This is a genomic window from Streptomyces sp. NPDC002403 (assembly GCF_053593015.1).
Genome location: NZ_JBSFBQ010000032.1, coordinates 14,202 through 36,477, shown reverse-complemented (window position 1 = coordinate 36,477; position 22,276 = coordinate 14,202). Strand labels below are relative to the sequence as shown.

The following is a 22,276-nucleotide window of genomic DNA, read 5'->3' as shown; positions in this document are numbered from 1 at the left end:
CCAGTGGCACAGAAGGTTCAGGTCCTTCTTGTCGATGACCTCGACGGCGGCGAGGCGGACGAGACGGTCACGTTCGCTCTCGATGGCAAGACGTACGAGATTGACCTCACGACGAGCAACGCGGACAAGCTCCGTGGTCTTCTTGAGCCGTACACCAAGGGTGGCCGGCGTACGGGTGGCCGTGCGGCGTCCGGCCGCGGCAAGGGCCGCGCCGTTACGGGTGGCAACAAGGACACTGCCGAGATCCGTAAGTGGGCCCGCGAGAACGGCCACAATGTGAATGACCGCGGCCGTGTTCCCGCGGAGATCCGCGAAGCTTACGAGAAGGCCAACGGCTGAGCTGTCGGACCGTCCGCCGACAGCCCCGTTCGGGCACGCATCAACCGGGCCCGGTGGCATTCCGTCGCCACCGCGTCCACCAGCCGTACGAGATCGGGAGCATCCCCACCCCTGCTCCCGAGGCCGGCGAGGGCCGGGAGTTCCGACCCTTCCTCGTGTCGTGGCCCGGGGGGCCGCAGCCATGCGGCGGCCCCCGGTCGGCCCGCCATCCGTCCGGGTGGCACCGGCGCGGTGATCCGGCCGCCCGCGCCGATGGCGGTCAGGGAGAGGGCGACGCCTCCCCACTCCAGCCAGTCGAGCAGCCCAGGCAGCTCTTCGGCGCTCCCCGCCGCGACCAGCAGGCTCATCCGCGCACCCGAGAGCGCCACGGGTCCGGTGCGGTCCAGCCGCCGCAGCGCCGCGTGACCGGCGGCCGCGGGGACCTGGAGCACGTCGAACCGCACTCCGGTCAGCAGGCGCACCGGCGCGGTGCCCGCCGTCGCCCAGCCGAGCTCGCGTTCGTACCACTGTGCCCACCTGGCACAGTCGCCGCTCTTGTACGCACCGGTGACCGACGGCACGGGAGGCGGGACGGTGATGGCCATGCCGGAAGAACGGCCCGGAGACCCCAGGGGTTACGCAGAGTCCGCGATCGGATGCGTCATGTGTCCGGGATGGGGGCGTAGGGACGCATTCGGGAGCGCGAATGTGTTCGCCCGTAGCGGAGGGAACCGGCGCGCGCCGCATGGACTGTCTGTAATTGCGGGTAAGACATCCCTAGTGGGGAGGGGCGACACGCAGGTTCGGGCATCTCACGTTCGCCATCGGCGTACTGGCGAAAGGGGTATCTGCCTGGCCTGCGGGAACATCGTCTCGCACCATCGGGTTGGAGAAGTTGTCGGCGTTCGGGGCAGGAGGCCAAGGACGGTGTCGGCAGTTGGAATGAGCGGTCCCCGCTTGCGGGACTAAGCTGCGGAAGGACAGGGAGGGGACCGACCCCTTACTGCCTGACCGCTCTGAGGAGCGATTAACGATGTTCGAGAGGTTCACCGACCGCGCGCGGCGGGTTGTCGTCCTGGCTCAGGAAGAAGCCCGGATGCTCAACCACAACTACATCGGCACCGAGCACATCCTCCTGGGCCTTATCCACGAGGGTGAGGGTGTCGCCGCTAAGGCCCTGGAGAGCCTCGGGATTTCGCTCGAGGCGGTCCGCCAGCAGGTGGAGGAGATCATCGGCCAGGGCCAGCAGGCCCCGTCCGGGCACATCCCCTTCACGCCCCGGGCCAAGAAGGTCCTGGAGCTCTCGCTCCGTGAGGCCCTCCAGCTCGGCCACAACTACATCGGCACCGAGCACATCCTGCTCGGCCTGATCCGCGAGGGCGAGGGCGTCGCCGCCCAGGTCCTCGTGAAGCTCGGCGCCGACCTGAACCGGGTGCGGCAGCAGGTCATCCAGCTGCTCTCCGGGTACTCGGGCAGCAAGGAGGCGGCGACCGCGGGCGGCCCCGCGGAAGGCACGCCCTCCACGTCCCTGGTGCTCGACCAGTTCGGCCGGAATCTCACCCAGGCCGCTCGCGAATCCAAGCTCGACCCGGTCATCGGGCGCGAGAAGGAGATCGAGCGGGTCATGCAGGTGCTGTCCCGCCGCACCAAGAACAACCCGGTGCTCATCGGCGAGCCCGGCGTCGGCAAGACGGCGGTCGTCGAGGGCCTGGCGCAGGCCATCGTCAAGGGCGAGGTGCCCGAGACCCTCAAGGACAAGCACCTCTACACCCTGGACCTCGGCGCGCTGGTCGCCGGCTCCCGCTACCGCGGTGACTTCGAGGAGCGCCTGAAGAAGGTCCTCAAGGAGATCCGCACCCGCGGCGACATCATCCTGTTCATCGACGAGCTCCACACCCTCGTGGGTGCGGGTGCCGCCGAGGGCGCGATCGACGCCGCCAGCATCCTCAAGCCGATGCTGGCCCGCGGCGAGCTGCAGACCATCGGTGCCACCACGCTCGACGAGTACCGCAAGCACCTGGAGAAGGACGCCGCGCTGGAGCGCCGCTTCCAGCCCATCCAGGTCGCGGAGCCCTCGCTGCCGCACACCATCGAGATCCTCAAGGGTCTGCGCGACCGCTACGAGGCCCACCACCGCGTCTCCATCACGGACGAGGCGCTGGTCCAGGCCGCGACGCTGGCCGACCGGTACATCTCGGACCGCTTCCTGCCGGACAAGGCGATCGACCTGATCGACGAGGCCGGATCCCGGATGCGCATCCGCCGGATGACCGCGCCGCCGGACCTCCGCGAGTTCGACGAGAAGATCGCGGGCGTCCGCCGCGACAAGGAGTCGGCCATCGACTCCCAGGACTTCGAGAAGGCGGCTTCCCTCCGCGACAAGGAGAAGCAGCTCCTCGCCGCGAAGACCAAGCGCGAGAAGGAGTGGAAGGCCGGCGACATGGACGTCGTGGCCGAGGTCGACGGCGAGCTGATCGCCGAGGTCCTGGCCACCGCCACCGGCATCCCGGTCTTCAAGCTGACGGAGGAGGAGTCCTCCCGTCTGCTGCGCATGGAGGACGAGCTCCACAAGCGCGTCATCGGGCAGAAGGACGCCATCAAGGCCCTCTCGCAGGCGATCCGCCGTACGCGAGCCGGTCTGAAGGACCCGAAGCGCCCCGGTGGCTCGTTCATCTTCGCCGGCCCGTCCGGTGTCGGTAAGACGGAGCTCTCCAAGACGCTCGCCGAATTCCTCTTCGGCGACGAGGACGCGCTGATTTCCCTCGACATGTCGGAGTTCAGCGAGAAGCACACGGTTTCCCGCCTCTTCGGTTCTCCCCCCGGCTACGTGGGTTACGAAGAGGGCGGCCAGCTCACCGAGAAGGTGCGCCGCAAGCCGTTCTCCGTCGTCCTCTTCGACGAGGTCGAGAAGGCCCACCCCGATATCTTCAATTCCCTGCTCCAGATTCTGGAGGACGGTCGCCTGACCGACTCCCAGGGTCGGGTCGTGGACTTCAAGAACACGGTCATCATCATGACGACCAACCTCGGGACCCGGGACATCTCCAAGGGCTTCAACCTGGGCTTCGCCGCCCAGGGCGACGTCAAGACCGGCTACGAGCGGATGAAGAACAAGGTCAACGAGGAGCTCAAGCAGCACTTCCGGCCCGAGTTCCTCAACCGTGTCGACGACACGGTCGTCTTCCACCAGCTCAGCCAGGAAGACATCATCCAGATCGTCGACCTGATGATCGCCAAGGTGGACGAGCGGCTGAAGGACCGCGACATGGGCATCGAGCTCAGCGCGGACGCCAAGACGCTGCTCGCCAAGAAGGGCTACGACCCCGTGATGGGCGCCCGGCCGCTGCGCCGGACGATCCAGCGCGAGATCGAGGACATCCTCTCCGAGAAGATCCTCTTCGGTGAGCTGCGCCCCGGTCACATCGTGGTCGTCGGCACCGAGGGCGAGGGTGAGGAGAAGACCTTCACCTTCCGCGGCGAGGAGAAGTCGGCGCTGCCCGACGTCCCTCCGATCGAGCAGGCGGCAGGCGGCGCGGGCCCGAACATGTCCAAGGACGTGTGAGGACGCCCCCGAGCGCCTGAGCAGAAGTAGAAGGGGCTGCCCCGGAACCGTGCGAAACGGTCCGGGGCAGCCCCTTTTTCCGGTGTGTGGAGGGAGTCAGGGGGAGGGGGCGCCATCCACGATCGTCGTGGAGCCGGCCACCCTCACCTCACAACCGGATCGCGTACGGAGCGGCGAAACATCGATGCGGTCGACATGTCTGGGCGGAAGGAGCGTCAACGACCTCAGAGCGGGGAAGATCCGGTGGATCCATTCCAACCCGAGCACGTCGGTTTCGAGGTAGAGGTTCAGACCGGCGAGGGAGAGCACGGGCTGTTCGTCGGCGAACTCCGTCGCGGACGACAGGTTCAGGGTGAGGTGGGCCACCCCCGGAGCCTGCCGGAGAGCGGCGAGCAGCGGCCGGGCCGGGGTGCGCGTGCCCAGTTCCAGCCGGCGCAGGTTCGTCCAGCCGTCGAGCGAGTCGATCTCCAGCGAAGCCGCCCGCTCGATGTGCAGCGAGTTCGGCTCGGGGTGGGCGGGCAGCTGCGAAAGCCGTTCGACGGTCAGGCGGTCGAGCCACAGGGAGCGCAGTTCCCTCGAAGCCGTGGCGGCCAGTGCGGTGCCGGGGAGACAGCTCATGTCCAGCACGAGATGCTTCAGCGCGGGGAGTCCGGTGAGCGGGCCGAGGTCCCGTACGCCAGGACAGTCGCTCAGCGACAAGGATTTGAGCTGGGTGGCGCAGTCCGTCAGGAACGAGAGGTCGGTCAGACAGGAGTTCTGGCGGAAGGACAGTCCGGTCCATGGGCCGTCGCGCAGAGCGGAGCGGAGTTCGGCGGCGGTGAGGTCCCCGGAGATCTCCAGGCCCTTGGCGGACGGCAGGTCGCGCAGTGCCGCCAGCTTCTCCGGGGTGTTGATCCGTAGATCGTCGTATGTCAGGTCGAAGAGGGCAAGGACCTGCCGGGCGTATGCCCGCACCGGGTACCTGTCCCAGTGCCTCGTGAACGCGTAGCTGTGTTCCGGGTGGGCGAGTGCCCAGCGGCGGGCGTGCGGCAGGCCTTCGGACCGGCCGATCTCGTTGATCAGGTCGACGAACAGGCGGGATCCGTCCCCGTCGGCCATGTGGGCCGGGTCGGGCAGATGGTCCAGAGCGGCCGGGCCGAGGCGGGCCAGCAGCAGTACGTCCTCGTAGCCCCCCGGCGGGAAGAGCTCGGCGACGGCCGTGCGGACCCGGTCCCGTGTCGTCCCGTCCAGCCAGGTCGCGTGCTGGGCGCAGAGGGCGGCCAGGACCACGATCTCGTCCCGGGTGACGGTGTCGGCCGGGCCGGGGGTGAAGTCGAGCAGGCCGTTGACCAGTACGGGGTGGTCCCGGCGGTCGCAGTGGCCGGCCGACAGCAGGATGACGTCGTACCACTGCTGGGAGCCCGCTCGGCCCAGCAGTTCGTTCAGCTGGTCGCCCTCGACGAACTCCTTCGCGGCGAGGAAGTCCTGGAAGGTGCGGTGGGCGAACTGGTAGACGTCGTCGGCGCGCTCCTGGAGGACTCCGCTGCGGTTCAGCAGATGGGTCAGGATCTCCTCGGCCGAGCCCTGGCCGCGCAGCCGCTCCATGCCGGGCAGGGCGCGCTCCAGCTGGCGCAGGGCCGCTGAGCGGTGCAGTTCCGACTGGCCGCCGCGGACCAGCCAGATCGCGATCCGCTGGAGGAACTGAGCCTGCTCCGCCACGCTCATCGTGATGCCCTCGGGGGCCTCGATCCGGCGCTGCCTGTCGCGGTCGCCGAGGAGCATCGTGAGGGCCGAGTCGTACAGGCTCCAGCGGGTCTCCGGCAGGATGCCCTGGCGGCGGCGGTGCAGGGCGCAGATCACCGCGCAGAGCAGCGGTGTGCGGGCCAGATCACGCAGGGCCGGGTTCTGGGCGAACTGCTGGACCAGGTCCCGTTCCAGCGCGCCGAGCGTCTCGTGGTCGTCGTCGTCCAGCCGGGCGGCCCGGTGCCAGGCGGCGACGAAGGCCTCGATGTCCTCGTCCCGCATCGGCAGCAGCCGCAGCTCCTCGAAGTCCTGGGACGTCAGCCAGCCCGGCTCGACGGCCAGCGGGCGCACCGTGGCCACGCAGCGGATGTCCGGGTAGCGGGCCAGGAGGCGGGACAGCCATTCGTGGGCCTGCTCGCGATCGTCCCGGGGGACCTCGTCCAGCCCGTCGACCAGCAGCAGCGCCCGGCCGGACTCCAGCACCCGGCCGACCCAGCCCTCGGGGGCCGCGTCGATCACCAGCCGCGCCGCGTCGGGCAACTGTGCGGGGGCGGGGAACGTGCCGCCCTCGGCGCGCAGGGTGCGCAGCGGCACGACGAACGGGACCAGGCCGTTGAGCGGGGCCAGCTGCGGTCCCAGCGTGCCGGCCGAGGCGTGTGCGGCGAGCCACCACAGCAGCGTGGTCTTGCCGGCGCCCGCGTCTCCGCGCAGCAGTACCCGGGGGCGGTCGGGGAGCAGGGTGTCGATCCGCTGCGGTGGTGGAGCCGCTGTGCCGGCGTTCTGCTGGGCCTCCAGGCTCAGGTAGGCGGTGTCCAGATCCCATTCGGAGTCGCGCCGGCCCAGCTCGTCGAGGCCGAAGATCTTCGTACGGCGGTACGCGGCTCCGAGCGCCGCCGCGTACTCCTCCTCGTACCGCGCGTCCTTGGGGAAGCGGCCGTGGACCCGCTCGTGGCGCAGTGGCGTGCCGGTCTGCCGGTAGACGAGCTCGAACGGACGGGAGGCGACGAGCGGGGCGATCGGTACGCACTCCACGCGCCGGCCGCCGCGCTGCCGGGGGATCTGCCGGGCGATGCCGATGAGGACGTTCCCGGCGAAGACCGGGCCGCCGGACATGCCGCGCAGTGACGGGGGCTCCGAGTCGCTTCCCGCGGGCGGCGGGCCGTCCAGTTCGCAGACCAGCAGTCCGCGCAGGTGTCCGGCCATCGGCAGGGCGGTGGCCGTGTACTGGTCGGCCTCCAGATGCCGCTCGGGGCCGTATCGCTGGATGTCGGGGAAGCCGGTGATCTCGCATCCGGGGACCGCGTGCTCGGCATGGAGGATGCCGAGCCGCACCGGAGGGACCGGGAGCACCGGGTCGGCGGTCAGCAGGAGGGCGGCGTCGAGGTCGTGGTCGATCCAGGCGACCGTCGCCGTCGCGTGGTCCGCCCGCTCGGGATGGGCGACGCCGGCCCGGCTGCCGCCCCTGACCACATGGGCGCAGGTCAGTACGAGCCGGTCGGTGAGCAGGGTGCCGCTGCCCTGGGTGGATCCGCCGCCGAGGACGACGACCGTGCGCGGCGCCGTGCTCACGGCTGTGCCGCCCCGCCGCCGAAGTGCGCGGTGCTGCCCTGGTCCCCGTGGCCGATCTGCCAGGGCCCGCCGGTCGTGGCGTCGCGCGGTTTCAGGGTGAAGGCGACCTTGTGGGTGCGGCCGGTCGAGCGGGAGGCGTCGGCGCCCGCCTCGACCACCCAGGCCTTGACCTTGCCGCCGCCCTTGATCTCCTTGCGGAGTTCGAGGGTGAACTCCATCTGGATGTCGCCGACCTCGAAGGCCACGGGGCGACCGGTGGCGCGGCCCGCGGCTTCGACGAGCTGGTTACGGATCGACTCGACGGCATCGGCGAGCTCGATGCCGTCCAGGCCGCCGGTGTCTGTGGTGTCGCCGGCCATGACATGCCCCCTGGAGTCGGTCTGGTCGTCGTGTCAGCCTAGTCAGCGCTCAGGCCGAAGGTCCCGAAACGGACAGCCTTCGGGCCCACCGGCGGTGACAAGGCGCACAGCCCGTTCCGGGCCTACTAGGGGTGGTAGGAGAGGGGATGGTGATCGCTGCGGGGGCCTTCGGCCCTGCGGTGGAGGGGGCTTTCGGGGGCGGAGGGGACGGAGCCCGAATCGCCAGGATCTGTCCGTTTCGGCCGGTTCGGAACTGGGGTTGAACCTGTCCTGAATCAGAGTTTCGGCGGACTCGGGCGTGGCTCGTCCCCGACCCGCGGCGGTGAATTCCCGGAGCCCCGGATACGGCTTTTGTTCGTAGGTGGGGTGTTTGAGCAATGGTCGGAGTGCGGGTTACCAAGGAATGGCCAGCCCGGCCGGAGCGCCGGGTCCAGTCATCTCCGGAGGTTCTCCGCTTATGTCGAAGCGCGTTTCGTTCCAGCACTCCCGCCGCCCGTCCCTGTCCCGTGTCCGTGGAGCCGTCCTGGCAGCCGGCCTGGGGACGTCGATGGTTCTCGGTGTGGGCGCTGCGTTCGCGGCCGGCTCGGCGGGTGCCCCGGATTCCGCGAACCTGGTCAACAGCGGTGCGGCCGAATCGGTCGCCCAGCAGGCGGCCGCGCAGGGCAAGGCCGCCGAGAAGGCCGCCGCCAAGAAGGCGGCGGTGGCCAAGAAGGCGGCCGCGGCGAAGAAGGCCGCGCTGAAGAAGGCCCAGGGCTGGGAGGCCCCGGTGAGCCGCTACGAGCTGAGCGCGAGCTTCGGCAACGACGGCAGCCGCTGGGCGCACAAGCACTCCGGCCAGGACTTCGCCGTGCCGGTCGGCACCAAGGTCGAGGCCGCGCACACCGGCGTCGTCGTGAAGGCCGGTCCCAACGGCGGCGGCGACGGTCCCGCGTACGGCAACGCCGTCGTGATCAAGCACGCCAACGGCACGTACTCGCAGTACGCCCACCTGTCGAAGATCGATGTGCGGATCGGTGAGACCGTGAAGACGGGCGAGAGGATCGCGCTCTCCGGCAACACCGGCAACTCCAGCGGCCCGCACCTGCACTTCGAGATCCGGCACACCGCCGACTACGGCTCCGCGGTCAACCCGGTCGGCTTCCTGCACAAGAAGGGCGTGCGCGTCTGATCCGACCGGGACGGTCACGGCCGGGACGGCTCCGCTACTCCGCGGACTCCCGGCCGTGGGCCCGGGTGACCAGTTCGAAGGCGACTTCGAGGACGGCCTTGCGCTTCTCCTCGGGGTCGCCTTCGTGGTCCTTGAGGGCGAACATGCCCGCGTGCGTCGCGAAGAGCGCGGTGGAGCAGCGCACATGGTCGGCCAGCGAGGCGCCGGGTTCCTGGAGCAGGTCGACCAGGGCGACGACGCGCTCCTTGATGGTCACCCCGATGCTCAGATCCCGTACGGCCGCCTGGTTCTCCTGCATGAAGCGGAACAGTGGGGCGGCGGCGGTCAGGGCCTCGCTGTAGCGGCTGAGGATCTCCTTCTTCGTCTCCAGGGTGCGCGGCTGCTCCTTGCCCCAGGCCAGCAGCTCCTCGACCGGACGGTTGAGGTCGTCGAAGATGCTGACCAGGATGTCTTCCTTGGTCTTGAAGTGGTAGTACAGCGCGGCCTTGGTGACATCCAGTCGCTCGGAGATCTCGCGGAGCGAGGTCTTCTCGTAGCCCTGCTCGGCGAAGAGCTCCAGAGCGACGTCCTGGATGCGCTGGCGCGTGTTGCCACGGCGCTGCTGCGGCGTGCTCCTCATGAGCTCTCCTTTGCTGGAAACTTACTTGACGCCCGGCTAGTTGGGGGTCTACTTTCCCCAGTGTAGTTACTAGCCGGGCGGCAAGTAAGGGCCTGGTTGCACAGGGCACCGACAGGGGATCAGGGGAGTGGGGACAAATGTCCGATCTGAAGAAGGCGGGCGGCGGGGCGGCGGCCGTCGCCGACCGGCCGGCCGGGATACCCGGGGCGCCGCAGCGCAGCGTCAGGGTGGTGATGCTGGCCCTGATGATCACCATGCTGCTCGCCATGCTGGACAACCTGATCGTCGGCACGGCCATGCCGACCATCGTCGGTGACCTCGGCGGTCTGGAGCACCTGTCCTGGGTCGTCACCGCGTACACCCTGGCCACCGCCGCCTCCACCCCCATCTGGGGCAAGCTCGGCGACATGTACGGGCGCAAGGGCATCTTCCTCACGTCCATCGTGATCTTCCTGATCGGCTCGGTGCTGAGCGGAATGGCCCAGGACATGGGCCAGCTGATCGGCTTCCGGGCGGTCCAGGGACTCGGCGCGGGCGGCCTGATGGTCGGCGTCATGGCGATCATCGGCGACCTCGTCCCGCCCCGCGAGCGCGGCAAGTACCAGGGCATGATGGCCGGTGTCATGGCCATCGCCATGATCGGCGGACCGCTGGTCGGTGGCACCATCACCGACCACCTCGGCTGGCGCTGGAGCTTCTACATCAACCTGCCGCTGGGCGCGGTCGCCCTCGCCATGGTCACCATCGTGCTGCACCTGCCCAAGCGGAAGGGGACCCAGGCCAAGGTCGACTACCTCGGCGCGGGGCTGCTGACCCTCGGCATCACCGCGATCGTGCTGGTGACCACCTGGGGCGGTACGGAGTACGACTGGAACTCCGCCGTGATCATGGAGCTCATCGCGATCGGCGTGGCCTCGCTCGCCGGCTTCGTCTTCGTCGAGACGAAGGCGCCGGAACCGATCATCCCGCTGCACATCTTCCGCAACCGCAACTTCACCCTGATGTCCGTCGTCGGCTTCATGTCGGGCTTCGTGATGTTCGGCGCGGTGCTGTTCCTGCCGCTGTACCAGCAGTCGGTCCAGGGGGCCTCGGCGACCAACTCGGGTCTGCTGCTCCTGCCGATGCTGCTGTCGATGATGGTGGTCTCGCTGGTCGCCGGACGGGTCACCACCAGCACCGGCAAGTACAAGATCTTCCCCGTGGTGGGCTCCGTGCTGATGGTGGCCGGCCTCTTCCTGCTCTCGCGGATGGACGTCGACACCACGCGGTTCACCTCCGGCGTCTACATGGCGGTGCTCGGCGCGGGCATGGGCTTCCTGATGCAGATCACGATGCTCGTCGCCCAGAACAGCGTGGAGATGAAGGACATGGGCGTCGCCTCCTCCGCGACGACCCTCTTCCGTACGCTCGGCAGCTCCTTCGGCGTCGCGATCATGGGCGCGCTGTTCACCGGACGGGTGCAGGACGAGATGGTCGCCCGCGGCGGCGGGGCGGCCACCGCGAAGTCCGCCCAGCTGGACGCGGCGAGCCTGGCGAAGCTGCCGGAGGCGGCCCGCGAGGCCTACCAGTTCGCGGTGTCGTCCGGCACGCACATCGCGTTCCTCGTCGGCGCCTCGGTCGGTCTGATCGCCCTGGCCGCCTCGGTCTTCGTCAAGGAGGTACCGCTGCGCGGAGCGGGCCCGGTCACCAAGCAGGCCGAGGCCGTCTGATCCGGAGCGGGTACGAAGGAGGCTCCCGGGGCATGCCCCGGGAGCCTCCCGTCGTATCGGACCCCTCTCGGAGCCTCCTGCCGTATCCGGCCCCGTGGTCTCCTGCCGCGTCCGGCTCAGGCTTCGGTCCGCCCGCGGCCGGCCTTCGCTCCCTGTGGCTCGTCGCCGTCCGGGCCACGCTGCTCGGACACCTGGAGCATCGGGAAGCTGCCGGTGTTCGTCGGCGCGTGCTCGGGCAGCCACAGCACCGCGATCGCCCCGCCCGCGCCCTCCGCGGCCCCTTCCGGCGCCGCGTTGCGGAAGGTCAGCCGGGCCCCGAGGACCCGCGCCTGACCGGCCGCGATCGTCAGCCCGAGACCGTGCCCGTGTCCGGACCGGTCACTGCTTCCGGTACGGAACCGGCTCGGCCCCTCGCGCAGCAGCGCCGCCGGGAACCCGGAGCCGTGATCGCGGATCCGGACCACCCGGCCCTCGACCGTGACCTCCACCGGGGTCGCCCCGTGCTTGGCGGCGTTGCCCAGCAGATTGCCGAGGATGCGCTCCAGGCGCCGCGGATCGGTGTTGACCCAGGACTCGTGCACCACCCGCACCCGTACATCCGGGTCCAGCAGCGCGATCCGCCGGCTGACGAACTCGCCCAGCGCGACCTCCTGGAGCTCGGCCCGCTCCGACGCGCTGTCCAGCCGGGCCACCTCCAGCACGTCCTCGACGAGCGTGCGCATCGCCTGCGCCCGGTCCCGTACCAGCTCGGTGGGGCGGCCGGGCGGCAGCAGCTCGGCCGCCGTCAGCAGACCGGTCACCGGTGTACGCAGCTCGTGCGCGATGTCCGCGGTGACCCGGCGCTCCGCCTCGATCCGCGCGTTCAACGCGTCCGTCAGCGCGTCCACCGCACCGGCCAGCTCATCGGTCTCGTCCTGGACGACACCGCCGACGGCCTCCCTGACCCGTACCTCCGTATTGCCCTGCGCGACCCGGCCCGCCGCGGCCGCCGCCTTGCGCAGCCGGCGCGACAGCTGCCCGCCGATCAGCACCCCCAGCGCACAGCCGCCGAAGACCACCGAGACCGAGCCGATGATCAGCGCCCGGTCGAGATCGCGCATGATCGTGGAGTTGCGGCCCGCGAACCGGGTGTGCAGCGAGAGCACGTCGCCGTGGCCGACCGGCACGGCCGCCCACACATCGGGCACCCCCTTGCTGGTCACCTCGACATGGGTGGCGCGCCGGTTCCTGGCGGTCTCCGCGCGCAGGCTGCGCGGCATGGTCGGGTCGTTGAGCTTGGCACCGAACCGGGGGTCGGCCTTCTTCGTCTTCGTCGCCTCGTACAGCAGCTGCGCGTACGTCAGCCGCTCCAACTGGACCTCGCGGGCGTTCTCCAGCATCGAGACCCGGGCCGCGTTGTGGACGACGAAGCTGAGCGCGACCGCGGTCAGCGCGCCGACCGCCGCGATCGCGATGCTGATCTTCCAGCGGACTCCGGTCCGCAGGGCCGGCCGCTTCATGGCCTGAGTTTGTAGCCGAAGCCGCGGACCGTCTCGATCCGGTCCTGGCCGATCTTGGTGCGCAGCCGCTGCACATGGACATCCACGACCCGGGTGTCACCGCCCCATCCGTAGTCCCAGACCCGTTCCAGGAGCTTGTCGCGGGAGAGCACCGTGCCGGGCGCCGCGGAGAACTCCAGCAGCAGCCGCATCTCGGTCGGGGTCAGCGCCACCTGCTCGCCGCCGCGGTGGACCGCCATGCCCTCGGTGTCGACCTCCAGATCACCGAAGACCAGCACCCCGCCGACGGGCTGCGGCTCCGGCTCCCCGTTGCCCGGCTGCCCACCCGAGGCATGGCCGAAACGGCGCAGCACGGCACGGATCCGGGCGACCAGGACCGCCCCGTCGAAGGGCTTGGTGACGTAGTCGTCCGCGCCGGCCTCCAGGCCGAGCACCACGTCGATCGAGTCCGCGCGGGCCGACAGCATGATCACGGGCACCGTCGACTCGTCACGGATACGACGGCAGAGGCTGACCCCGTCGAGCCCCGGCACCATCACGTCGAGCAGGGCGATGTCGGGGCGGTCGGCCCGGAAGGCGTCGAGGCCCGACATGCCGTCGGGCATGGCGGTGACCGCGAAGCCGGCGCGCTCCAGCGCCAGCTGGGTGGCCTCGCGGATGACGTCGTCGTCCTCGACGAACAGGACGTGGGTCTCGGCCATCAGACTGCTCTCAGTTCCCCGCCGGGTCGGCGGCCCCCGGAAGGTCCGCTCCGCCGCTGCCGACGGCTCGGTTGAAGTCGTTGTGCACCCGGTCGTGCTCGTTGAACCGGCTGCCCGCCCAGCGGTAGGTGATCACTTCCTCGCCGGAGGGGTACGAGACCGAGTCCTTCTTCTCGTACACCTGGGTCGTCACCACCAGATCACCGCGGTCGATGGTGCCGTAGACCGCGGGCTGCTCGATGGCGAACACGTTCTCGTAACGGCCGTTGGTCCGCGGGCGGTACACATACGTGCCGACGCCCACCGAGTCGCCGCAGGTCATCACGTTCACCACGACATCGGGCGAGGGACCGCCGGTCATGGTGCCGTAGGAGGTGTCCACCGGGTACGCGGAGCCGGTGCAGGGCTTCAGATCCGTTCTGACCCGCTCGCTGACCTTGGGGTCGTGCTTGAGGAGCGTCACGGGATCTATCCGCGCGGCGGGCTTCGCGGAGGAGGACGGCTCGGTGCCGGGCGTGACCTGGGCCACGGGCTGCGTGCCGGCCGGGCCCTCGTCCCGGGTGCCGGTACCGCCGGTCGAGCAGCCGGCGGTGAGCAGCCCGAAGGCGGCGAGGCCGACCAGGGTCGTGGCGCTCGCCGCCCAGCCGGTCAGGAACCGGCCACGTCCGACGGTGGCCGCACGGCCACCGTCGTCTCTCTCACCGCCACGGTCCCCGTCGTCACCGTCGCTGGCTGTCAGGCCGCGCAACGCTCCCGCCCCCGTTCGTCCATATGCCTGCCCGCCCGCGCCCGAGCGGCTGCCGGAGCGCGGCCCGCCACCGGGTGCTGCTCCTCGCGGAGCCGGGCCTCGCTGCTCGCCGCCTCACGGCTCTCCAGCTCCTGGCGCAGCCGTGCCAGCGCACGGTGCAGCGTGCTCTTCACCGTACCGGCCGACATGCCGAGCGCCGCAGCCGTCTCCTCCGTACTCATCTGCTCCCAGTGTCGCAGCACGACGACGCTGCGCTGCTTGGGAGCCAGTACGCCCAGCACGTCCATCAGCAGGGCGCGGTCGGCGCGCTGCTCGGTGCCGTCCTCGACGCTCGCGTCGGGCAGCTGCTCGGTGGGGACCTCGTCCAGCTTGCGGGCCCGCCACCACTCGGTACGGGTGTTGATCATGACGCGGCGGAGATAGGCGTCGGCCAGGGACTTGTCGGCGATGCCGTCCCAGCGGCCGTACGTACGGGCCAGCGCGGTCTGGAGCAGGTCCTGCGCGTCCACGGGGTCCGGGACGAGCCGCCGCGCGCTGCGCAGCAGCGCGTCGTGCCGAGTGCGTACGTAGTCCTCGAATTCGAGCACCTCGCCGTGCGCCATTCCAACCGCCTCCGTCCCCGTGGATCCCCGTGGTTCCGCCGTCAGCCATCGTTCGGTCGGGCTGACGGAGAAGACGCTACGGAGCTGTTGTCACGGGGTTGTGCGGAGCAGCCATACGCCGACGCACGGCTGTCCATCGGTTGTGTAACAGCGGGGGAGAGGTGGCGGTACGGAGCTCAACTCAGCGGCAGCCGGTACTGCCCGCCGTCCAGCGGTTCGACCAGGCCGTCGGCGACCAGGCCGTCCAGCGCACGGGCGCGCTGCACCGGCTCGTCCCACACCGCGTCCAGCGCCGACTGCGGCACCGGTGTCATCGCCTCGCGCAACACGGCGAGCAGCCGGCCGCGCACCTGCCGGTCGGTACCGGCATAGGTCTGGCCGCGCCGCGGGGGCCCCTGGTGGGCGGGCTTCCCGGCCAGCCGCCAGGCGCACTGCCCGGCGATCGGGCAGCGGTCGCAGTCCTCGTTCTTCGCGGTGCAGACGAGGGCTCCGAGCTCCATCGTCGCGGCGGCCCAGCGGGCCGCCCGCTCGTCCTCCTCGGGGAGCAGCGCGCGGGCCAGCTTGCGTTCGGCGGCGGTGGTCGCGTTCGGCGGGTACTGGATCCCGGTCGCGGCGCGGGCGAACACCCGGCGGACGTTCGTGTCGAGCACGGCATGCCGCTGCCCGTACGCGAACGAGGCCACGGCCGCCGCGGTGTACTCGCCGATCCCGGGCAGGGCGAGCAGCTGGGCGTGCTCGCTCGGTACGTCGCCGCCGTGCCGTTCCGTTATGGCCTGCGCGGCCCCGTGCAGGCGGAGCGCCCGGCGGGGGTAGCCGAGCCGGCCCCAGGCGCGGACCGCCTCGCCGGGCGGTTCGGCGGCCAGGTCGGCGGGGCGGGGCCAGCGGGCGAGCCACTGCTCGTACACCGGAAGGACCCGGCTCACGGGGGTCTGCTGCAGCATGAACTCGCTCACCATCACACCCCAGGCGCCCGCTTCGGGGCGGCGCCAGGGCAGATCGCGGGCGTGCTGTTCGAACCACCCGATGACGGGAGAGTGGAGGGAGGCGGGGGGCGTCTGTGTCGCAGTCATGGCAGTCATCGCACCGTCGATCCTGGCACGGAAGGGCAGACGATGGTTCCGTGCACGGTGGTGTCGCCCCCGCTGAGGGCCCTTGGGGTGATAATGCCACCCGTCCGCGCCCCGGCGGTCCGGCAACCGGCCCAAGGGGGCCGGCCCCCGGCTCCCGGGGGCCGTCAGTGCCGCTTGGCCCGTCGGTGGGAGCGTCCGGCCGGGGGCGCGCCCGGCCCCGAGGCCCAGGCGGCCACCGGCGCCCCGCTGCCGCGCACGGTTCGGGCGAGCGACTGTGCCGGGCGGCGCAGCACGGCGACCACCAGGGCCGAGACCGCGGCGCCGAGCAGCAGCCCGACCGCCACGTCATGCGGATAGTGCACGCCGACGAAGACCCGGGAGAAGGCCATCAGCAGCGCCAGCGGCACCGTGAGCCAGGCCAGCCGGGGCCGGGCGATGGCCAGGGCGACGGCCGCCGCGCCGGCGATCGCGGAGTGGTTGCTGGGGAAGGACCAGTCACCGGTCGGCGGGCAGGTCACCAGCGAGGCCGCCGCTCCGGCGACCGACCTGCACGGGCGCTCCTCGTTCACCATCGACTTGAGCACCTCGCTGGCCACATAGCCGAAGGCCGTCGCGACAGGTGCGAGCACCGCCAGCGCCAGGGCGCGGTCGTCCTGACTCCGGGCCCGCCACCAGCCGGTGATGAACAGGACACCGAAGACCAGGAGCCCGAGCTCCGTCCATATCTCGGCCAGATGTTGCACCCATGACGGCATGTCATGTGCGAAGTCGGTGATGTCCCGGTAGAGCGGGGCCGTAACTGAACTATCCATGTGACAGAGGGTAGTCAATGAAACCGGGAGTTCATCCGGGCGATGCCCGGAGGTCAACTCGGCGGCGATACGGGGCCGGAACGGGCCGTCCGGGATGATGATCCGTAAAACTTGTGGCCCGGAGCGGCGGGTGGGGCGGGAGTCGGCGCCGATCTCTCGTAGAGTTTGAGCCGTGGGATCTTTGCGTAATCCGATCGGTCCGCTTCCCTCCACCATCTACTGGCGCCGGAGGGCCGTAGCGGCGACGCTCGTCGCGCTGCTCGCGCTGCTGATCGTATGGATCGTCACCTCGGGCGGGGACAAGAAGACCAAGGACGACTCCCGGCCCGCCGGGTCCGGCCCCGTACGCGAGATCACCCCGGGCCCCGGAGGTTCGGGCCCGGCCATCAGCCAACAGCCCGGCGGACGCGACGAGTCGGGCGACTCGGGCGGGGACGGCGACGGCACGGGCGCGGGCTCCGACGGCGGAGCGGGCGACGGCGGTACGGACGCCGACGGCGGAGCGGGCACCGGAGCCGGTGGCGCGAACGGCAGCGGCTGGACGGCCGGCCAGCAGGTCCCGGCCTCCTCCCCGCTCCCCGACTGCACCCCCGCGGCACTGCGCCTGAACCTGAGCACCGAGCTCAGCTACAGCCCCGGCGAGAAGCCGAAGTTCAAGCTGGTCGTCAAGAACACCTCGGCCACCGCCTGCAAGGCCGACCTCGGGCCGAAGAGCGCGGTGCTCACCATCACCGAGGCCGGCGGTGACGACAACCAGGTGTGGTCCTCCAAGGACTGCCCGCGCGACGCGGCCGGCCTGCTGCTGAAGGTCCCGGCGGGCGAGACCGTCGTGCACACCGTGGAGTGGGACCGGAAGAAGAGCTCCCCGCAGTGCGCGACGCCGCCCGCGGGGACGGCGGGGCCCGGAACGTATCTGGTCGAGGCGAAGGCGCCGGGCGAGCCGGTGCAGCGCGCCTCGTTCGTCCTCGCGAAGGACTGAGCGCGCGGGCGCGGGTCCGGGCAGCGGGCGTCGGGGCGGGCCCGGGACATGCGACGGGGCCCGGTCTCCCGGGCCCCGGTCATGCTGCTCGTACCGGCTCTACACGTACCGTTCGAGGATCGACGACTCGGCCAGCCGTGACAGGCCCTCGCGCACGCTGCGGGCGCGCGCCTCGCCGACGCCGTCCACCGTCTGGAGGTCGTCCACGCTGGCGGCGAGCAGCTTCTGCAGACCGCCGAAGTGCTCCACCAGCCGGTCGATGATCGCCCCGGGCAGCCGCGGCACCTTCGCCAGCAGCCGGAAGCCGCGCGGCGAGACCGCCGAGTCGAGCGTCTCGGGCGAGCCGCTGTAGCCCAGGGCCCGCGCCACGACCGGGAGTTCGAGCAGCTCGGTGTGGGAGAGCGCGTCGAGCTCGGTCAGCGCCTCGCCGACCGTACGGGACCGCTTCGCGGTCGGCTCCGGCACATAGTCGCGCACGACCAGCTCGCGCTCCGGCTCGACGCCCGCGATCAACTCGTCGAGCTGGAGCGAGAGAAGCCGTCCGTCGGTGCCGAGCTCGACCACGTACTCCGCGATCTCGGTCGCGATCCGCCGGACCATCTCCAGCCGCTGGGCGACGGCCGTGACGTCCCGGACCGTCACCAGGTCCTCGATCTCCAGCGCGGAGAGCGTGCCCGCGACCTCGTCGAGCCGGAGCTTGTACCGCTCCAGGGTGGCGAGGGCCTGATTGGCGCGGGAGAGGATCGCGGCGGACTCCTCCAGGACCCGGCGCTCCCCGTCCACGTAGAGCGCGATCAGGCGCATCGACTGCGAGACCGAGACGACCGGGAAATTGCACTGCTTGGAGACCCGGTCCGCCGTGCGGTGGCGGGTGCCGGTCTCCTCGGTGGGGATGGAGGCGTCCGGCACCAGCTGTACGCCGGCGCGCAGGATCTTGGTCATGTCCTTGTCGAGGATCAGTGCGCCGTCGAGCTTGGCCAGCTCGCGCAGGCGCGTCGCGGTGAACTCCACGTCCAGCACGAATCCGCCGGTGCACATCGACTCGACGGTCTTGTCCATGCCGAGCACGATGAGCCCGCCGGTGTTGCCGCGGAGGATGCGCTCCAGGCCGTCCCGCAGCGCCATTCCGGGCGCCACGGCGCTCAGCGAGGCGCGCATGAGCGCCTCATTACCGGTGCCTTGGCCGGACTTTCCGGGCGATGCTGCCCGGTCGTTGGCTGCCACTGCACTCCTCCGGTCACAGGTTTGCGGTGCCCTTACGTCCCTCGTACCGTTCGTACGGACGGGCGAGACCAGGGCAAAGTCTACCGGCGTGCGCTCTCCTCCTGGGGGGCCTGTGCGCGAGACCGGCGCGGGAGGACTCTCAGCGCATCGCCCATGTTGGCGACTTCTGTGACCTTCATACCGGCCGGGACCTTGCCCGGGTCGGTCGGGACCAGCGCGTGCGTGAAGCCCAGGCGGTGCGCCTCGGCCAGCCTGCGCTGGACCCCCGTGACCCTTCTGACCTCGCCCGCGAGGCCCACCTCGCCGATCGCCACCAGGTTCTTGGGCAGGGGGGTGTCGCTCGCGGCACTGGCCAGGGCCAGCGCGACCGCGAGGTCCGCGGCCGGCTCGGAGAGCTTCACGCCGCCGACCGTCGCGCTGTAGATGTCCCGCTTGCCCAGCGAGCTGATCCGGCCGCGCTGCTCCAGGACCGCGAGCATCATCGACACCCGGGACGTCTCCAGGCCGGAGGTGGTGCGCCGGGGCGAAGGGATCTGGGAATCGACCGTCAGCGCCTGGACTTCGGCGACGAGCGGCCGCTTGCCCTCCAGGGTGACGGTCAGGCAGGTGCCGGGAACGGGCTCGTCGCGCCGGGTGAGGAAGAGGCCGGAGGGGTCGGCGAGGCCGGTGATGCCCTCGTCGTGCAGTTCGAAGCAGCCGACCTCGTCGGTCGCGCCGTATCTGTTCTTGACGCCCCGTACGAGCCGCAGGCGGGCGTGGCGGTCGCCCTCGAAGGACAGCACCACGTCGACGAGGTGCTCCAGCAGCCGCGGCCCGGCGATCGCCCCCTCCTTGGTGACATGGCCGACCAGGAGCGTGGACATGCCGCGCTCCTTGGAGGCCCGGATGAGGGCCCCGGCGACCTCCCGGACCTGTGCCATGCCGCCCGGCGCCCCGTCGATCTCGGGCGAGGCGACGGTCTGCACGGAGTCGAGGATGAGGAGCGAGGGCTTGACGGCGTCCAGATGGCCGAGGACCGCGGACAGGTCGGTCTCGGCGGCGAGGTAGAGGTGGTCGTTGATCGCCCTGATCCGGTCGGCGCGCAGCCGCACCTGGCTCGCGGACTCCTCGGCGGTGACGTAGAGCGTGCGGTGGTCGTCGCTCGCCGCCTTGGCGGCGACGTCCAGCAGCAGCGTCGACTTGCCGACGCCCGGCTCGCCCGCGAGGAGCACGACCGCGCCCGGGACGAGACCGCCGCCGAGCACCCGGTCCAGCTCACCGACGCCGGTCGACCGGGCGGTGGCCTGCCGGCTGTCGACCTGGCCGATGGGGAGCGCGGCGGCACTGACCCGGCCGGCCGCGGTGGTCCGCACGGCGGGGGCGCCGCCGAACTCCTCGACCGTCCCCCACGCCTGGCATTCGGGGCAGCGGCCGAGCCACTTGGCGGTCGTCCAGCCGCACTCGGTGCAGCGGTAGGACGGCCGGTCCTTCGCGGTTTTCGTACGGGCAGCCATGACGCAACCGTATAGGTGGGGTACGACAACGCCGCCGGGCCCGGTCCGGCGGCGTTGGGCGCGCATCCTCCGAGGTTTGCTGCGCACCCGGCGGAACGGTGGGTGCTCGCGGGGCGAAATGGTGGGTGCTTGCGGAGGAATAGAGAATTCCTGTCCCCTTTTGAGGGATACGTTCACCCGTAAGGATTAAAAGTGCTGAAGAGGCGCTAAATGTGTGCCCTCTGCTGCCTACGGTCGCAAGGTGACGAGCAGCGGTCTGGAGCCCCCCACGCACACCACCGGCGCACACCGGGCGCGGAGCAGTGCGCCCCGTCTCCCGACGCACTCTTCGCCGCGTCGGCCGCCCGCCCGTTACGAACCCCATCTCGACGGCCTGTTCACCTACTGCCTCTCCGTGCTCTGCGACCACGACGCCGCCACCGAGGCGCTCGGCGGTGTCCTCGCGATCGCGGAACGGCAGGGCGGCCGGTGCCCGACGGGCCAGGAGGAACGTAAATCCTGGCTGTACGCGCTGGCCAGATGGATGTGTCTGCGCAAGCTCGCCGAGCAGAAACAGGGCCGCCAGGCGCACCGGCACAAGACCGGGAAGCAGCCGCGGAGGCTCTCGGTGAAGCAGGAGACGAAGCGGGCGGGCGGGCCTCCGGGCAAGCAGCCGGGTGCAGCGGCCACCCAGGGGGCGCGCACGGGGCGGCGTACGCCCCCGGCCGTCGCCGCGAAGGCCCCCGCCACCGCCGCGTCCACGCCTGGCGGTGCCCCCACGGGCCCCGCCCGTGCCCCCGAGACCGAGGCCGCCGCCGAGGCGCACCGCCGTGAACTCGCCCAGCTCGCCTGGCCCGAGGCCGCCGGCACCACCCCCGAGCAGCGCGAAGCGCTCGAACTCGCCGTGCGCCACCGTCTCCCCCCACGCGCCGTCGCCTCCGTCCTGGGCCTCGAACCCGCGGCCGCCCGGGAGCTCCTGGCCGCCGCGGCCTGCGAGGTGGAACGCACCCGCGCCGCCCTCGCCGTCGTCGAGACCGGCAACTGCTCCACCGTCGCCCGGCTCACCGGCGAGCACCGCGTCCTGCTCTCCGCCGCCCTGCGCCGCGAACTCGTCCGCCACGTCGACGACTGCCCCCGCTGCCGCCGGGCCGCCGAACGGGCCGGTGCCGAGGGCCCGTGGCCCGGTGCCGCGGTCACCCCGGCCGCCGCGCTGCCGGTCGTCGAGGCGCCCCGGCCCTCGGCGTACGTCGCGATGGTCCACGCCCAGCGCAACCGCTCCGGCGGCCCGCGCTTCGACCGGGCGGGCTTCCCCATGGACCCGAAGGACCACGCCGCGCGCCGCGACCGGCTGCGGGCCAGGGTCGTCACGACGACGGTGGTGGCGACGGTCGTCGCCGCCCCGGTGATCGCGCTGTGGACCGCCTACCGCGGCGCGTCGCCGACCGGCGAGGGACACGGGGGCTCATCGGTCACCGCCACCGAGAGCGATGCCCGGCACGGCTCCGACGGCACCTCGGACGGTCACTACGAGAACGCGGGCAACGCCCGCCCCCAGCCCGGCGCCCGCTTCGTGGACGGCAGCGCCCCGGACGTCTCGGCGGAGGTGATCAGCTCGGGACCGGGCCGGGGCGGCGCCGGCGGGCTCACCGTCGAGGCCCGCTCCTCCGGTGGCACGACCCTGATCCGGCTGACCGCGTCGGGCGGCGCGCCCGTCGCCTGGTCGGCCCGCTCGGACGCGTCCTGGGTGGGGCTGAGCCGCTACTCGGGCACGCTCGCCGCGGGCGAGAGCGTCACCGTCCACGTCCTGGTGGACCACCGGCAGGGACCGGCCGGCCCGTGGAGCGCGCGCATCGCCCTCGCCCCGTCGGGTTCGGCGGTGGTGATCCGGGGGCACGGGGCGACGCCGCCCGTGCCCGGCGGCCCGGGACACCCGGCGGAACCCTCCGCCACCCCCGGCCCTTCGGAGCCGGCCACGTCCTCGCCGGACCCCACACCGTCCACCGGCCCGACACCGGGCGAGCCCACGCCGACGGACCCCGGACCGACCGGCCACCCGTCACCGGACCCGTCCGACTCCACGACCCCCACCGACCCGGGGCCGGGCACGACGCCGGCGGGCTGAAGCGGGCCGGCCGGGGCTCAC

Annotated in this window: 18 protein-coding genes; 6 read left to right on the top strand and 12 right to left on the bottom strand. The window is 71.4% G+C overall.

The genetic code is table 11. The features are described 5' to 3' along the window. Positions 1–3: 3 nt before the first annotated feature. Entirely contained in the window at positions 4–339 is a 336-nt protein-coding gene (locus tag ACWCPY_RS28625; RefSeq protein WP_072487060.1) for a histone-like nucleoid-structuring protein Lsr2, read from the top strand. Here ACWCPY_RS28625 and ACWCPY_RS28620 read toward each other — a convergent pair. Further along, the gene (locus ACWCPY_RS28620) at positions 318–923 is read right to left on the bottom strand and encodes an SCO3374 family protein (RefSeq protein WP_451269715.1); all 606 of its coding nucleotides are present in this window, start codon (positions 921–923) and stop codon (positions 318–320) included. The genes ACWCPY_RS28625 and ACWCPY_RS28620 overlap by 22 nt on opposite strands. Positions 924–1,351: 428 nt before the next feature. On the opposite strand from ACWCPY_RS28620, the gene ACWCPY_RS28615 reads away from it, so the two are divergent. Continuing rightward, the gene (locus ACWCPY_RS28615) at positions 1,352–3,880 is read left to right on the top strand and encodes an ATP-dependent Clp protease ATP-binding subunit (protein ID WP_072487058.1); all 2,529 of its coding nucleotides are present in this window, start codon (positions 1,352–1,354) and stop codon (positions 3,878–3,880) included. 96 nt (positions 3,881–3,976) lie between these two features. On the opposite strand, the gene ACWCPY_RS28610 is transcribed toward ACWCPY_RS28615, so the two are convergent. Together ACWCPY_RS28610 and ACWCPY_RS28605 are read right to left on the bottom strand one after the other, a co-directional pair. Further along, the gene (locus ACWCPY_RS28610; RefSeq protein WP_451269712.1) at positions 3,977–7,171 is read right to left on the bottom strand and encodes an NACHT domain-containing protein; all 3,195 of its coding nucleotides are present in this window, start codon (positions 7,169–7,171) and stop codon (positions 3,977–3,979) included. Continuing rightward, positions 7,168–7,530: a trypco2 family protein gene (locus ACWCPY_RS28605; protein WP_451269710.1), complete on the bottom strand. Its 363-nt coding sequence runs from the start codon at positions 7,528–7,530 to the stop codon at positions 7,168–7,170. The genes ACWCPY_RS28610 and ACWCPY_RS28605 overlap by 4 nt, the downstream gene beginning before the upstream one ends. A gap of 457 nt (positions 7,531–7,987) precedes the next feature. Here ACWCPY_RS28605 and ACWCPY_RS28600 point away from each other — a divergent pair, with 457 nt between their 5' ends. After that, entirely contained in the window at positions 7,988–8,698 is a 711-nt protein-coding gene (locus ACWCPY_RS28600; RefSeq protein WP_451269708.1) for a M23 family metallopeptidase, read from the top strand. Between the two features lie 34 nt (positions 8,699–8,732). Here the strand turns inward: ACWCPY_RS28600 and ACWCPY_RS28595 are convergent, their stop codons facing one another. Beyond that, on the bottom strand, positions 8,733–9,317 hold the full coding sequence (locus tag ACWCPY_RS28595; protein WP_451269706.1) for a TetR/AcrR family transcriptional regulator: 585 nt from the start codon (positions 9,315–9,317) through the stop codon (positions 8,733–8,735). Between the two features lie 137 nt (positions 9,318–9,454). Between ACWCPY_RS28595 and ACWCPY_RS28590 the strand changes: the two genes are divergently transcribed. Continuing rightward, a complete protein-coding gene (locus ACWCPY_RS28590; RefSeq protein WP_451269704.1) occupies positions 9,455–11,026 on the top strand; it encodes an MDR family MFS transporter in 1,572 nt (523 codons plus the stop codon). A 116-nt stretch (positions 11,027–11,142) separates the two neighbouring features. Here ACWCPY_RS28590 and cseC read toward each other — a convergent pair whose 3' ends face one another. The 6 genes from cseC to ACWCPY_RS28560 all read right to left on the bottom strand — a co-directional run bounded on the left by cseC (position 11,143) and on the right by ACWCPY_RS28560 (position 16,458). Further along, a complete protein-coding gene (gene cseC, locus ACWCPY_RS28585) occupies positions 11,143–12,525 on the bottom strand; it encodes a two-component system sensor histidine kinase CseC (RefSeq protein ID WP_451269702.1) in 1,383 nt (460 codons plus the stop codon). Further along, positions 12,522–13,226 (bottom strand): two-component system response regulator CseB, encoded by a 705-nt coding sequence (gene cseB / locus ACWCPY_RS28580; RefSeq protein ID WP_451269700.1) that lies wholly within the window; start codon positions 13,224–13,226, stop codon positions 12,522–12,524. Before cseB ends, cseC begins: the two co-directional genes overlap by 4 nt. A 10-nt stretch (positions 13,227–13,236) precedes the next feature. Continuing rightward, the gene (locus ACWCPY_RS28575) at positions 13,237–13,974 is read right to left on the bottom strand and encodes a hypothetical protein (protein WP_451269698.1); all 738 of its coding nucleotides are present in this window, start codon (positions 13,972–13,974) and stop codon (positions 13,237–13,239) included. Then, complete coding sequence (locus ACWCPY_RS28570) at positions 13,962–14,576, bottom strand: SigE family RNA polymerase sigma factor (protein ID WP_451269696.1); 615 nt, start codon at positions 14,574–14,576, stop codon at positions 13,962–13,964. Before ACWCPY_RS28570 ends, ACWCPY_RS28575 begins: the two co-directional genes overlap by 13 nt. 176 nt (positions 14,577–14,752) lie before the next feature. Continuing rightward, on the bottom strand, positions 14,753–15,655 hold the full coding sequence (locus ACWCPY_RS28565) for an A/G-specific adenine glycosylase (protein WP_451269694.1): 903 nt from the start codon (positions 15,653–15,655) through the stop codon (positions 14,753–14,755). A 155-nt stretch (positions 15,656–15,810) separates the two neighbouring features. After that, the gene (locus ACWCPY_RS28560; RefSeq protein ID WP_451269692.1) at positions 15,811–16,458 is read right to left on the bottom strand and encodes a phosphatase PAP2 family protein; all 648 of its coding nucleotides are present in this window, start codon (positions 16,456–16,458) and stop codon (positions 15,811–15,813) included. Between the two features lie 172 nt (positions 16,459–16,630). Here ACWCPY_RS28560 and ACWCPY_RS28555 point away from each other — a divergent pair, with 172 nt between their 5' ends. Then, the gene (locus ACWCPY_RS28555) at positions 16,631–17,437 is read left to right on the top strand and encodes a hypothetical protein (protein ID WP_451269690.1); all 807 of its coding nucleotides are present in this window, start codon (positions 16,631–16,633) and stop codon (positions 17,435–17,437) included. Between the two features lie 99 nt (positions 17,438–17,536). Here ACWCPY_RS28555 and disA read toward each other — a convergent pair whose 3' ends face one another. Continuing rightward, positions 17,537–18,661, bottom strand: a complete 1,125-nt coding sequence (gene disA / locus ACWCPY_RS28550) for a DNA integrity scanning diadenylate cyclase DisA (protein ID WP_329820424.1) — start codon at positions 18,659–18,661, stop codon at positions 17,537–17,539. Between the two features lie 80 nt (positions 18,662–18,741). Next, positions 18,742–20,154 (bottom strand): DNA repair protein RadA, encoded by a 1,413-nt coding sequence (radA, locus tag ACWCPY_RS28545; protein ID WP_362451007.1) that lies wholly within the window; start codon positions 20,152–20,154, stop codon positions 18,742–18,744. A 241-nt stretch (positions 20,155–20,395) separates the two neighbouring features. Here radA and ACWCPY_RS28540 point away from each other — a divergent pair, with 241 nt between their 5' ends. Continuing rightward, complete coding sequence (locus ACWCPY_RS28540) at positions 20,396–22,255, top strand: BACON domain-containing protein (RefSeq protein ID WP_451269688.1); 1,860 nt, start codon at positions 20,396–20,398, stop codon at positions 22,253–22,255. The last annotated feature ends 21 nt before the right edge of the window (positions 22,256–22,276 follow it).

What these genes read in the sequence shown, in the direction of transcription:
- ACWCPY_RS28595 (WP_451269706.1), bottom strand. Translation starts at nt 9,317, where the DNA reads ATGAGGAGCACGCCGCAGCAGCGCCGTGGCAACACGCGCCAGCGCATC.
- cseB (WP_451269700.1), bottom strand. Translation starts at nt 13,226, where the DNA reads ATGGCCGAGACCCACGTCCTGTTCGTCGAGGACGACGACGTCATCCGC.
- ACWCPY_RS28615 (WP_072487058.1), top strand. Translation starts at nt 1,352, where the DNA reads ATGTTCGAGAGGTTCACCGACCGCGCGCGGCGGGTTGTCGTCCTGGCT.
- radA (WP_362451007.1), bottom strand. Translation starts at nt 20,154, where the DNA reads ATGGCTGCCCGTACGAAAACCGCGAAGGACCGGCCGTCCTACCGCTGC.
- ACWCPY_RS28600 (WP_451269708.1), top strand. Translation starts at nt 7,988, where the DNA reads ATGTCGAAGCGCGTTTCGTTCCAGCACTCCCGCCGCCCGTCCCTGTCC.
- ACWCPY_RS28590 (WP_451269704.1), top strand. Translation starts at nt 9,455, where the DNA reads ATGTCCGATCTGAAGAAGGCGGGCGGCGGGGCGGCGGCCGTCGCCGAC.
- ACWCPY_RS28620 (WP_451269715.1), bottom strand. Translation starts at nt 923, where the DNA reads ATGGCCATCACCGTCCCGCCTCCCGTGCCGTCGGTCACCGGTGCGTAC.
- ACWCPY_RS28565 (WP_451269694.1), bottom strand. Translation starts at nt 15,655, where the DNA reads ATGACTGCCATGACTGCGACACAGACGCCCCCCGCCTCCCTCCACTCT.
- cseC (WP_451269702.1), bottom strand. Translation starts at nt 12,525, where the DNA reads ATGAAGCGGCCGGCCCTGCGGACCGGAGTCCGCTGGAAGATCAGCATC.
- ACWCPY_RS28605 (WP_451269710.1), bottom strand. Translation starts at nt 7,530, where the DNA reads ATGGCCGGCGACACCACAGACACCGGCGGCCTGGACGGCATCGAGCTC.
- ACWCPY_RS28570 (WP_451269696.1), bottom strand. Translation starts at nt 14,576, where the DNA reads ATGGCGCACGGCGAGGTGCTCGAATTCGAGGACTACGTACGCACTCGG.
- ACWCPY_RS28560 (WP_451269692.1), bottom strand. Translation starts at nt 16,458, where the DNA reads ATGGATAGTTCAGTTACGGCCCCGCTCTACCGGGACATCACCGACTTC.